General features: G+C 52.3%; 9 protein-coding genes. 2 read left to right on the top strand and 7 right to left on the bottom strand.

Going from position 1 to position 12,413, the window contains the following annotated elements:
• Positions 1-10: 10 nt before the first annotated feature.
• The 7 genes from traA to traL form a co-directional block, all read right to left on the bottom strand.
• A complete protein-coding gene (gene traA / locus ACMXD4_RS12620; protein ID WP_415878289.1) occupies positions 11-310 on the bottom strand; it encodes a TraA family conjugative transfer protein in 300 nt (99 codons plus the stop codon).
• Between the two features lie 132 nt (positions 311-442).
• A complete protein-coding gene (locus ACMXD4_RS12615) occupies positions 443-955 on the bottom strand; it encodes a TraV family lipoprotein (protein WP_415878288.1) in 513 nt (170 codons plus the stop codon).
• A complete protein-coding gene (locus ACMXD4_RS12610; protein ID WP_415878287.1) occupies positions 952-1,776 on the bottom strand; it encodes a DsbC family protein in 825 nt (274 codons plus the stop codon). The genes ACMXD4_RS12615 and ACMXD4_RS12610 overlap by 4 nt, the downstream gene beginning before the upstream one ends.
• Before the next feature lie 27 nt (positions 1,777-1,803).
• Positions 1,804-3,183, bottom strand: a complete 1,380-nt coding sequence (locus ACMXD4_RS12605) for a TraB/VirB10 family protein (protein WP_415878286.1) — start codon at positions 3,181-3,183, stop codon at positions 1,804-1,806.
• Positions 3,183-4,154 (bottom strand): type-F conjugative transfer system secretin TraK, encoded by a 972-nt coding sequence (locus ACMXD4_RS12600; RefSeq protein WP_415878285.1) that lies wholly within the window; start codon positions 4,152-4,154, stop codon positions 3,183-3,185. The genes ACMXD4_RS12605 and ACMXD4_RS12600 overlap by 1 nt, the downstream gene beginning before the upstream one ends.
• Entirely contained in the window at positions 4,151-4,762 is a 612-nt protein-coding gene (locus ACMXD4_RS12595; RefSeq protein WP_415878284.1) for a TraE/TraK family type IV conjugative transfer system protein, read from the bottom strand. Before ACMXD4_RS12595 ends, ACMXD4_RS12600 begins: the two co-directional genes overlap by 4 nt.
• A complete protein-coding gene (gene traL, locus ACMXD4_RS12590) occupies positions 4,759-5,040 on the bottom strand; it encodes a type IV conjugative transfer system protein TraL (RefSeq protein WP_064028648.1) in 282 nt (93 codons plus the stop codon). The genes ACMXD4_RS12595 and traL overlap by 4 nt, the downstream gene beginning before the upstream one ends.
• A gap of 365 nt (positions 5,041-5,405) precedes the next feature.
• Between traL and ACMXD4_RS12585 the strand changes: the two genes are divergently transcribed.
• Together ACMXD4_RS12585 and ACMXD4_RS12580 are read left to right on the top strand one after the other, a co-directional pair.
• Positions 5,406-10,721, top strand: a complete 5,316-nt coding sequence (locus tag ACMXD4_RS12585; RefSeq protein WP_415878283.1) for an amino acid adenylation domain-containing protein — start codon at positions 5,406-5,408, stop codon at positions 10,719-10,721.
• A gap of 82 nt (positions 10,722-10,803) precedes the next feature.
• Complete coding sequence (locus tag ACMXD4_RS12580) at positions 10,804-12,411, top strand: MBL fold metallo-hydrolase (RefSeq protein ID WP_415878282.1); 1,608 nt, start codon at positions 10,804-10,806, stop codon at positions 12,409-12,411.
• The last annotated feature ends 2 nt before the right edge of the window (positions 12,412-12,413 follow it).

Raw genomic sequence — 12,413 nt, 5'->3', positions numbered from 1 at the left:
TGTTCCAGGCCTAAATCGAGGCCGTCACGATGTTGGTGATAATGGTCGGTGCCGCAAACAGGCCGACCCCGCTGGCAATCCCCAGTACAAAGCCCATGATGCTGCCACGCACGACACCGGCGACCAGGCCGACGATGACGAACACGATGGCGATGATGCGGCCGAGCAAGCCTTCTACCCAGCCGGTCAGCAAGGTCCATACGTTGTTGAACTCGGTACCGCCGGCACCGGCCATGGCGTCGGATGCCATCAACATAAAAAATAGCGATGCCAGGGTTACCAGTACCCCGGTTCGATGCGATGTTTTCATCAAAAATATCCTCTATGTAGTTAAAAGACGGTTGCCCGTCGAATCTCGGACGTTCAGTCCGGCAGGTTTTAAGCGGTTGCCCGCTCACTCTCGCAGGGAGGTGTGGTACCTGCGGTTAAATGGGTTACCCCATCATGGCCATGGTTTGCCTAATCGATTCACTGGACTCTCGTCATCAGTGGTATCGACGCTGGATCGTTTCTCCGGTGGGCGTTGCTCGACTTGTAAAGGAATCAACGACGAACTGGCTGTCGAAGCCGCCTTGCCAATCATCCAACGCCGGGGTTCCAGTTCGGTGTAGACGTAGTTGGACACCATCAAATCGCCCTCAGCATCTTCCCAAGGCGCGATCCAGATGCGCATCACCTGGGATGGCGTCCGAATCGGCGTGGGATCCTCGATCTTGGGCACGGGTTGTTGTAACGGATGTACGAGTGTCGGTTTTGAGATTGGCTCTGATTCCTGGCTATTTTCCGGACGGGCTTCCTTTACCGCCGTATTGGTCACCTGGTAGGCCTGCGTGGTCGATAGGCAGCTGGGTTCGTCCGGCATGCCTTTACAGCCGTAGTCGGTGGCGCAGCCGGTGGTGATGGCGATCAGCAGTACACTGAGGCTATAAATAGAAAACTGATGAAAGCGTTTCATGGCTTTTTCTCCGTGGCGTTTGTGTTTTGTGCGTTTGTATCGGGCGTTGTTGCCAGACTGGGCGACGGTTTAGGTTTGTCCGCCAACCAATCGGCTAACACCTCGGGTGCGCCACTGTGAGTGCGGCCGTCAGGAGCAATCAGAAATGGCACGCCTTTCAAATCGAATAACTTGGCGGTGACCACGGCCTTTTGCAGCGGCTCTTTGTTGCACTGAACCGGTGGTTCGGTCGGCAAGCCCGCGTAATCCTGTTTCAACAAGCGCTCGCGCACGGTGTCTTTGGCTTTTGTCTCGCTGGTTCCCAACTGACAGGTCAGTTGCACAACAATGTTTTGCGATTCGGGACCGAGGATGGGGACCATCACCAGTTTGAAGGTGTACTGGTCTTGCAAGGCTTGCAGGTCTTTCATGACCTTGCCGCAGTAAGGGCAACGCGGATCGATGAATACCAACACCTGGCCTTTGCCGTGGCCAACCGTCACGGCGCCGAGATCGTCGGCCTTGAGCTTCATTCGGGACAGATCGATGCGGTTGGCGATCTTGTCGATATCCGCCAGTTCCTTGATCTCTTGTTGAGTCCAGATGTCCATCAATTTGCCGCCGTAAAAGGCAAAGCGGCCATTACTGGAGATAAACATCGTCTGTTCACCGGACTTGACCATCTTCAGGCCCGAGATCGGCAAGTCTTGCATGCCGTCGATTTTGATCGAGAGCAAGCCGGCTGCAATGTCCGAGACCGGCTGCTTTTGCGGATTGGCGGCCAGGGCGATGGATGTACCGATTAACGTGGCTATCAATACAGAAATTTGGCGTACCGTCATAACGACCTTTGGAGTTGGGTTAAAGAATCAGCTCGGCGACTTCAGCTTCAGCGCCGTGCCTTTTTGCACGATGAAGTTGACCTGGCGAGTCGCATCGACTTCGATGACCGGGTAAATCTCTTCGGCCATGTCCATGTAAAAATGCGACAGGCGTTCCATGGCGTAACCGGCGCCTTTCAGGGCACCGCCTTCCATAGACTGCGAGGAAAACGCGCTTTGAAACGGTGTAGTACCGGAAAGTGCCCCCAGCCCGCCGGTCATCAGCATCGGAATCTGGTTGCGACCGAAGGCATCGGAAAAGCCGCGTAAAAAGCCCGCCATCATGGATTGGGCGAGTAGCGCGCCTTGTTTGGACACCACTCGGCCACGCACACCGTTTTTGCCATCTTCGCCGGTGGCGTAGGCATTCATCGGCACTTCGATCACGCCACCATCCTGGCGTACGCAGGAAAAGGTCTCGCCGCGAAAGTAGGCCCGCTCGGCGCTCAAGTCGCCAAAGCCGGCAGCCAACAAAAAGCACTCACGGACATCGGCGTGGAAACGATTGGGCAAGATGGCTTCCTTCTTGATGCGAAACAGCACCGGCATCGGTTCTTTCTTGGCTTTTTTGCCGGTCGGGGCATCGAGACCGTTCAACAAGACGCCGGTCAAAATGCTGCCGGCCGGGATGAAAACGTCGCTGTTGGTGTGGCCTTGCTGCGACTGCCCGTGAGCGTTGGTCGGCGCTGCGTCTTTGTCTTTACCATTGGACTGGTCAGCGCCTTCCTGGATGACGCGAATTTGCATCGCCGCCGGCGCTTGATTATTGGCTCGTGCTCCTGAGACGCCGGTATTGCTAGCAGTCGGTGCGGGAATAGCGGCTTGCTCGAACACGCGGTTGAGATCGTCTTGCCCGTTGTCGAACGGCGGATTGCTCGGGCGGCGGTATAACGGTCTTCCCGGTGCCGTTGGCTCCACAGCAGGTTGATTGGCGTCGCCAGGATTGCCAACCACTGCCGTTGTAGACGCTTTGTTCTTCAACGTCTCAACTTCACCGGTGACCGCTTGAAGCTTGGATTCATAGGCTTCCCGCTCAGCGGTGGTCCATTGTTTGAAACGCGTTTCGTCGGATTGCTGTTCGCGCCGTTGCTGTTCCTCGATAGCCGCCAGACGACGGGCTTGTTCCTCATTCTTCTGCAGCAGATCGCGCAATTGCGCGGAAATGCCGTCGATACCGAGCGAGCGAGGATCGCTATCGGTCAGGATGTGTTGGATGGTGGCCTGTTTACTCAGCGGCTTGCTGACTTCCGGGGTAACAGTGGCCAGCGCGATGATCACTGCCAGCGTCACGGTACCAATGCTGCCGACAGCTAAATTACGTTTGGCGGTCGGACTCAAGCGTGTCCACCAGGTATCGACGACCGCCATTACCGTTGCCCCCCAGTCAATAATGAGGGACGCAAACTGGCTGAAGCCTCAGGTGATTGTCGGACCACGACATACAATTCGGTGGCTTCCTGGGGCTTCAATACCACGCTGGGCCAGACCGAAACGGCAAGTACATCCTGTTGCGTCGTTGCACAGCTGCGTTCGTCGAACTCGAGCATCTCGCTGCCGGTATTTTGGGCAAGACCCACCAAAATCAATCGATCCTGGCCTTCCAGAACTTGGCCGGTTTTAATCTGCACGCGATCTTGCAGGCAGCGAATCAGTTCCTGCGGCTTGGGTTCGCGTAGCGAATAGCCGGGCGGAGTCTTTTGTAAACCCAAATCCCGAAACAGTGCTTTCAGTTGGCTGATGTAAGCTTGTTCCTGTTGACTCGAGGTTCGATTTGCCGTATCGGCGCGCTGCCATAGGTTCAACAACTGGTAGCTGTCCTTATCCAGATCGAGGTGGATTTCCCGCGCCGGAATGCGTTTGGGGATCAGGGTGAGCGACAGCGCGATGTCCTGGTTGTCGCCGGGGGTGATGTATAGCGTGACCGGCGTTTCGTCGGCGGTGGCGACATAAACGATTTTGCCTTTGGTACTAGTGGTGGCCTGGCTGGTGGTCGTGACCACCGGATGTTCGAATGGCGTGACCAGGCGATTCAAGTGGCCGACGGCAATCGGCATCAGTTCGTTGATGCCCGGTTTGACGGCAATATGTTGCGGGCCGATGGAAGTGGCTGATGTTGCGTTTGATGCTGCCGCTTGCTGTTTGGCTGCTTTCAAGATGCTGGCATCGACTGGGGGTAATTCAATGCCAAAATCTGGGTGCGACGGGACAACTGGCTGTGATGAGGAAGAATCTTCGGCCACAGTGGTTGCCGGTGGTAACACAGTCACGGGTAATTCATCCGCAGACAAGGCAGTGCTAACGGCCAGGAATAACAAAATTAGCAGGAATGAGCGATTCATGGTCGAGCCTCGCGGGTTTGGCCTTGCATTGCTTTCAGACGGTCCAAGGTTCTGGGGGAATCCGGATACACGTCGATGTATTCCAGCCGGGGACGATAGTTTTTGATGGCGATGATGAATTCGTAAGTACGAGGCTTCACGTCCGGTTTGGAACTGGGGCCCTGGCTTTTGAGTTCGCCGCTGACGAACACTTTGTTGGTCTCAGCTTCGTAATCGACGTGACGCGGGGTGAAACTGATCGCGACCCGGTCCATTTTGATGGCCTTGATTTGATCGCTCATGGCATCCAGGACACTGCGGTAAATATCCGGCGCCAATAGTGGCTCAACCGCAGTTTTCAGAAAGTCGGCATTGGCCGGCGTGGTGTTGCCGAGCAATTCGGCCAGGAACAATCCCCAGGACTCTTTGAACTCGCTGGACGCTTGGCTGCGCGTCACTTCGACTTCCTGCGTCAAGCTCGGCGGCACCAGAATGATGCTGCGCTCGGTGCGCCAGGCGGCCAGCGAAGTAATCACGCACACGACGAGCAATCCAATGATGACGACGCGGCTAAACCGGTTCTCGGTCTCGTGCCCGTCCCAGGTTTGCAGAAAATCCGACCATCTCATGGCAGGAACCGACGAATGTAGGGATTGGGGATGGTCTGCGCGCGACTCGGCAACAAACCCAGCCAATACAGCGCATGCAAGGTGTAGCCGTCAGGCCGGTTATCGCGGAAACGCCGGTAAAACTTGACTGCGATAAAGCCAAGCGCCAAGCCTGGAATAAATTGATCGATCAACATGCCGGTCAGCATGCTCACCATGAAGGGTACGATCTCGTCTGCACTCCACAACAGAATGTGGATCGGATCGTCGATCGATTGGGGAATGGCAACGGGTTCCATAATGACCTCCGGTTGGGATGGCCATTATTGTGAAGCGGATTTTAGCTAGGTCGTTTGCAGCTGATGACGAATTTGCGCTCAGCTGCAGCACTTGGCCGAAAGCCAATTGACTTCAAAGGGGGTTGGGGCTGTTGCTGGGCCAATATTTTGGTGGGGAAATTATTTCCATTAGTCGTCTTCTTTATACATAAGGGGTCTTGGTCGTTTGGGTTTGCTTTGTTATTAGGCTCAAAACGCTATCGGCAAAACATTCAGACTCTATATGGCATCAGCAAAAGCAGTAAGCAGATATATGAGTTACCGGCACTTGAAAATTAGAGATGCCAATTTAAAAACGAAACGCACATCGCAAAGGGTTGGATAGAATGGAGGATTATGTGTTAAGCGAACGACATGATTTAGATAGTTCCAGCGATGATGCGCTAGTGCTTGAAGGCGCAACATCTCTGACGGATGTATTGCAGCGACGCGCAGCATGTCACCCCCACCGAATTGCGTATACATTTTTGGATTATGGGGCATCAGGTCAGTATTCGTTGACCTATGACGAACTTAACACAAAAACCAGGCAATTAGCAGCATCGTTGCAGCAGATGGGCATGCAAGGTGAACGCGCCCTATTACTCTATCCACCGGGTCTGGATTACATCGTAGCTTTTTTTGCTTGTCTGTATGCACGAGTGATTGCTGTTCCCGCCTATCCGCCCAGCAATAATCGGCATATGCCCAGGTTGCAGGCCATTCTTGACGACAGCAATGTGGAAATCATTCTGAGTACTGGCCAAGTTGCCAACAACATTCGTAATTTTCCCGGCACCACGGGTGATTTGTTAGACAGAAATTGGCTGAAAACCGATGTCGTTGAATACCCTAATGATGCCAACTCATGGACGCCCCCTAGATTGCAAACCAAGGACTTGGCTTTTTTGCAATACACTTCCGGCTCTACCGGCGACGCAAAGGGGGTGATGATTAGCCACGGAAATTTGATGGCTAATCAACAGTTAATCAAACGCCGATTTGGCCACGACGAACGGTCGACTGTAGTCGGTTGGCTACCGCTTTATCACGACATGGGCCTGATCGGTAATGTCATGCAACCCCTGTATTGTGGCGCCAGTGCAATTTTGATGGCGCCGATGGCGTTTTTGGAAAAACCGCTACGCTGGTTGCAAGCCATTAGCGATTACCGTGCGCATACCAGTGGCGGTCCTAACTTTGCTTACGATTTGTGCGTCCAAAAAATCAATCGCGATGAAGTGATTGGGATTGATCTGAGCAGTTGGCAATTGGCATTCAATGGCGCCGAACCTATCAATCCGCTGACCTTGCAACGATTCAGCGACGCATTTAAGGCATGTGGATTCCAACGGCGTTCATTTTATCCCTGTTATGGCCTGGCCGAAGCAACATTACTGGCGACTGGCGGCGATAAACAATCCCTTCCAAGGATTCGCGCATTCGATAAAGCTGCCTTGGAGCAACACATAGTCCATTCGATTGATGATAATCAATTGAATGCCAGAAGCCTTGTAGGATGCGGAACCATCGATATTCATGATAGACAAGACTTGCGTATTGTCGATCCTGATAACGCGATTTCTTGCCTGAATGGTCGAATCGGAGAAATTTGGCTGAGCGGTCCCTATATCGCTCGGGGCTATTGGCAGAATCCTGACGTTAGCGGAAAAACATTTGTTTACGATGCCCATGGCCAACCCTGGTTACGAACGGGTGACTTGGGATTTATCGACGGTGGAGAATTGTTCGTTTCCGGGCGCCTGAAAGATCTGATCATTATTCGTGGCCGTAATTATTATCCGCACGATCTTGAGTACGCTGTCGAAGCTGCAACCGATGCTTTGAATCCTGCATCGACAGCGGCATTTTCGGTTGATGAAGGCGATGGAGAAAAATTGATTGTGTTGGCGGAATTAAAGCGCAATCGGGTCAGACAAAAAGATTATCGAAGCGAGTTCTCGGCTATTCGTGCGCGATTAAGCGAAGAATGCGGTATCCAAGCCGACCAGATTTTGTTTCTAAAACCCGGCGCTATTTTAAAAACCAGTAGCGGAAAACTTCGGCGAAACGCTTGCCGTGAGCTTTTTATCCAGCATGGGTTTGAATTTATCGCCATCGACAACTTACAAGTGACGAGTGAAATATCACAGTCTTTAGTGAGTGTTGATTCGGGGGCAAGCGAACGCCGCTTATTGCGCCAAGCTTTACTGGCGATGGATAGCGGCAACGCCGCCGATTTATTGGCGGGACATCTTGCGCTGAAAGCCTCGGCATTATCCGGATTGGCCGCAGGTACCGTCGAAACAAACCATACGCTATCGCAACTGGGCTTAGACTCGTTGAAAGCCGTGGAAATGAAATATTTCATTGACGAGTTGCTAGGCATCGATCTACCCATCACTGATTTACTCGGCAGCTCAACCTTATCTGTTTGTGCTGCAACTGCGCTGAGTCTGGCCAAACGTGCCGCCAACGCGCCTGTTTCGCTTGCCAACGCTGACATAGATGGGGCTTTGAACTCCGAGATGTCATACAACCAACAGGCATTGTGGACACGCGCGCAAATAGCGCCCAACAATGCATCGCATCACATGTTCATTGCATTGCAAATCAGGGACGAATTAAACCGCGAAGCGCTGGGGGGCGCACTGATTGAATTGCATGAGCGACATTCGCAATTGCGTGTTGGGTTTAAGCTGGGCACCGATCAACATCCGGTTTGTCTACCTCGTGATCGACTAGAGCCATGGCTGGAACAGGTTGACTGCCGTGATCACTCACAGCAAATGAAGAATCTGCAAATTTTCTTCAACAAGCCGTTTGACCTAGAGCATGGACCGCTACTGAGATGCGGGATATTCAGCTGCAATGATGATCATCCTGTTCTGGCATTTTGTGCGCATCATTTGATCGTCGATTTTCGTTCTCTGCAAGTATTGCTGACGGAGTTACAAACACTCTATTTAGCTCAAAGCGCCGGTCAGACATCTCTATTGCCATCCTCTACGTCGGTTTACTCGGATTATGTCGCATGGCAACGGAATTATCTGGACAGCGCTGCCGCCGAACAAGACTTGAACTATTGGCGGCGGCAGCTGGCTGGTGAGTTACCCAGGGTGGATCTGCCAGGTGAACGATCATCTGCCGGTGCTGATTCAACCCAAAGCGCCGCGGAAACGCTACATATTTCGACTGAAACGTTGAATAAACTTAAGTGCTTGGCCGTAATTCATCACACCACGCTGTATACGCTGTTATTGAGTGTCTTTAAGACCCTGCTGTACCGCTATAGCGGTCAAACCGATCTAATCGTCGGCAGCCCAACCTTAGGACGACCCAAGCGCGAATTTGCAGATTTAGTGGGTTATTTTGTCAATCCAGTCGCATTACGTAGCCGACCGCATGGCGAACAACCGTTTTGTGATTACTTGGCTCATGTCAGTACCACCGTGCTGGAAGCACTCGATCATCAACATTATCCCTATGCGTTGTTGGTGGAAAAAGTTTTGCATCGCACCGCCAACGATATAGCACCATTTCGGACCTGGTTCGTGTTGCAATCCGCGGATGATCCTTTGGCGGCGGCACTTGCCTTGGGACAATCGGGTATTGCCGGCCAGTGGGGCGATGTTGCGGTTGCAACGGTTGCCTTGCCGGAAAGATCGGAAGAGTTCGATTTGGCCTTGTTATGCGCGGAAATTGATCAGGGTTTGAAGGTCGTGTTTAGCTATCGTTGTGACGTCATGAGCCGATTGACAGCACTGCGTATGCTGGGACATTTTCAATGTCTGCTGAACGGCATATTGGCGGAACCCACCGCCCGGTTGAGTCAATTACCGCTTTTGACTGTGCCGGAAAAACAGCAGCTGGCTGCATGGAATAGCACAACAACTTGTTACCCAGAGCACCCGAGCATCGTTGATCTATTTGAAGCGGTTGTAGATAGCCAGCCCCAGACCACGGCTTTGATATTTGGTGAGCAGCGAATTTCCTATGTCGAGTTAAATCAGCGAGCTAACCGGTTGGCGCATTATCTGATCGCACAAGGTGCCGGTCCGGAGCGTCGCATCGCGTTAAGTATGCCCCGTGGTTCCGCCCTATTGATCGGCATGTTGGCCATTTTGAAAGCAGGTGCGGTCTATGTACCGGTTGATCCAAATTATCCTCAAGAACGGCAAACGTATTTGTTTCAGGATGCTGGGGCTGATTGGTTATTAACTGTGATGTCCTTGGCACCGGCTTTGGATTCCGGCCACTTAGTGAAAATCTGCGTCGACGAACCGCATGAGTTCGGCGCATACAGTGCGACTAACCCATCTGTTAAGCGATTTCCGACTTCCGCTGCCTACCTGATTTACACCTCCGGTTCGACCGGTCAACCCAAAGGAGTGGTGGTCAGCCATGCCAATCTGTTGCACTCAACATTGGCGAGAAGCGCTTACTATCGCAAACCGCTTGATTGTTACCTGCTATTACCGTCGTTTGCATTCGATAGCTCGGTTGCTGGCATTTTCTGGAGTTTAAGCCAGGGAGCCGCGCTGTGTTTGCCTGACGACAAGCTGCTGAAAGAACCGCTGGGTTTGGGGGCCTTGATTGAGCGCAATCAGGTCACTCACCTGTTAACCCTACCATCGTTATATCAATTGTTGCTGGAGCATGTCCCCAGCGTTGCTTTGCAAAGCTTGCGTACCGCCATTGTCGCTGGTGAAGCCTGCCCAGACGTCTTGGCTGAACTCCATCACACGCGTTTACCGAACGTCGAGTTATTCAACGAATACGGTCCGACCGAAGTCACCGTTTGGTGCAGCGTATATCGCGTACAACCGACCGATTGCGATGCGACACTGCCGATAGGCACTCCCATTGCCAATATGCGCATTCACATTGTCGATGCGGCGATGCAGCCTGTTCCAGTCGGTGTGGCAGGCGAGTTGCTGGTTGGCGGCGAGGGTATTAGCCGTGGTTATCTCGGCCAACCCGGTTTGACCGCAGAACGCTTTGTACCGGATCCGTTCGTGCACGATGGCGGGCGCTTATACCGAACAGGGGACCGAGTGAGGCACCGGGCAGACGGAAATATTGAATTTTTAGGGCGTTTCGATCAGCAAGTCAAAATCAGAGGCTATCGCATTGAACTCGGTGAAATCGAAGCCTGCTTATTGCGTCATCCAGGCGTGAATGCCGCCGCCGTCATCGTTCGAGAAGACGCACCGGGTATGAAGCGTCTGGTCGCCTATTGGAGCGGTGATGCTTTGGTTCAGGATGCACTGAGGTCTCTGCTTAAGGATGGACTGCCCGACTACATGCAGCCATCGGCTTGGGTATGGCTTGAGTCCATGCCGTTGAATGCCAATGGCAAGATGGATCGCAAAGCCCTGCCAATGCCGGAAATTCGGACCGACGATCAAGACACCTTTGTGGCGCCGCGCGACGAGGCCGAGGAAGCGGTAGCGTCTATTTGGTGTGAAGTGTTAGGTATTGATCGCTTGAGCATTCACGACGACTTTTTCGAGTTGGGAGGACATTCACTCGCAGGCGTGCAAGTGATGGCAAAAATACAGGACATGTTTGCAATCGATCTACCAGTCAACGTGTTGTTCGAGGCAACGACGCTAGCCAAATTCGTTGATCGCATGGCTGAGTGTCAGAGCGAGGAATGATGACTAATTGCATAGGCTTTTGGGGCGAATTAGATAGTTTCCAATGGCTTGATAACGAATTAATGAACAGGAAACGGACACTATGAACGACAAAATGCTATACCGACTTGCCGATTCCACTGCCGTAGAAGCGCTGGTTGATTACTGGGTTGCCTGGCCGCACACGTTTTCGCCGGTACCCTACAGCTTGCATATGCTGAATTATCAGAAGAAAAATCTGACCTCATATCTGCAAAATCCCGAAATTCATCTTAAATCCAGCGCTAATCCAAAGCTGCTGGGTGGGCCTTTTGTCAATGTGCCGATCGACAGGGTGGCTGACATTGCGCAAATGTTGGAACGTATGGGCGGTGAGCATGCGGAAAGTCTGCAAATGGCCGAAGATCTCATCACATTTCAGAATTTGCTGGATCGTGAAGCTATCGGGCAAAGTCTGGAAGTTTATTACCCTCTATTACCTCAGTCATTACGCGGTTACGTCGAATTACTCTATGACTATAACAACCGCCCGATTGTCCGCTGTATCGAGAGCCTATTTTACAAAAGCCGGCATTATAAAAAGCACCTGCAATCGTTACGGCTTTTTACCCAAACCCACGACAGAGTCCGTGCGTATTATATGAGTACGCCACGCCTGCCCGATGACGATAGCGTATCTTGGCAGATTCCGTTTGCCGAGTCGGCCGTCGACGAATTATTCAAACTGGATAGTCAGCCTCAATCCCTGGGCTATATCCGGGAGGTTCTGGGTTTGGACGCTTGCGACGAAGATAAACTGATCCGTTTATTAACCGAGCAATCGGCGCGCACTGCCGAACCCTGGCAGGGTCCAGGTGCGCGCGTCCGATATCTTGGTCATGCCGGCGTTTTAATCGAAACCGCTGGTATTGCCGTGCTGATTGATCCCTTCATTGCTGTAAAACCCAGTCAGGGTGGAATAGATCGTTATAGTTTTCAAGATTTGCCGGCACATATCGATTACGTGCTAATTACTCATGTTCATCACGACCATTATGTCTTCGAAACCCTATTACGGTTACGGCACAAAATTGGTTGCCTAGTTGTACCTAAAAGTTCGGGCATTTTTTATGCCGATATCTCGATGAAACTGTTGGCCAGAGAATTGGGTTTTCAGCAGGTCGTTGAAGTTGATCCGTTAGATAGTATCTCGTTTACCGGTGGTGAGATCGTCGCGGTACCTTTCCTGGGCGAACACAATGATTTGCCTTTTGCGAAAAGCGCCTATTTAGTTCGCGCCGGGAACCGGAAATTGTTGTTTGCTGCCGATTCGAACTGCCTGGATAAGCACATGTACCAGAATCTATGTGCTGAATATGGATCTATCGACACGGTGTTTTTAGGCATGGAATGCATTGGCGCACCGCTCTCCTGGGTTTACGGCGCTTTATTACCTAAGCTGCCGGATCACAAGCACTGTCAGGCCAGACGCTCCAACGGCAGCAATGCCGAAGGCGCATTGCAATTACTGGAAGCCGTCGGCGCCAATCGCGTCTATGTGTACGCCATTGGTCGCGAGCCGTGGCTGCAATATTTCATGGCGCTGGAGCCGGAAGACGACGATGCCTACATTCGCGAAATCAACAAAATGTTAGCGGTTTGTCATGAGCGTGGCTTTAACGATGCCCGGCGTCTATATGGATGCGACGAGATTTTTCTAGGCCAGGATTAAGT

Origin of the sequence: Methylomonas sp. TEB, assembly GCF_047777895.1 — a bacterium.
Taxonomy (GTDB): domain Bacteria; phylum Pseudomonadota; class Gammaproteobacteria; order Methylococcales; family Methylomonadaceae; genus Methylomonas.
The sequence above is the reverse complement of the archived record's forward strand: the minus strand, read 5'-3'. Positions and strand labels throughout refer to the sequence as shown.

Excerpts from the sequence above, each read along its gene's own strand:
- ACMXD4_RS12610 (WP_415878287.1), bottom strand. The coding sequence starts at position 1,776 with ATGACGGTACGCCAAATTTCTGTATTGATAGCCACGTTAATCGGTACA.
- ACMXD4_RS12595 (WP_415878284.1), bottom strand. The coding sequence starts at position 4,762 with ATGAGATGGTCGGATTTTCTGCAAACCTGGGACGGGCACGAGACCGAG.
- ACMXD4_RS12605 (WP_415878286.1), bottom strand. The coding sequence starts at position 3,183 with ATGGCGGTCGTCGATACCTGGTGGACACGCTTGAGTCCGACCGCCAAA.
- traA (WP_415878289.1), bottom strand. The coding sequence starts at position 310 with ATGAAAACATCGCATCGAACCGGGGTACTGGTAACCCTGGCATCGCTA.
- ACMXD4_RS12600 (WP_415878285.1), bottom strand. The coding sequence starts at position 4,154 with ATGAATCGCTCATTCCTGCTAATTTTGTTATTCCTGGCCGTTAGCACT.
- ACMXD4_RS12585 (WP_415878283.1), top strand. The coding sequence starts at position 5,406 with ATGGAGGATTATGTGTTAAGCGAACGACATGATTTAGATAGTTCCAGC.
- ACMXD4_RS12615 (WP_415878288.1), bottom strand. The coding sequence starts at position 955 with ATGAAACGCTTTCATCAGTTTTCTATTTATAGCCTCAGTGTACTGCTG.
- ACMXD4_RS12580 (WP_415878282.1), top strand. The coding sequence starts at position 10,804 with ATGAACGACAAAATGCTATACCGACTTGCCGATTCCACTGCCGTAGAA.
- traL (WP_064028648.1), bottom strand. The coding sequence starts at position 5,040 with ATGGAACCCGTTGCCATTCCCCAATCGATCGACGATCCGATCCACATT.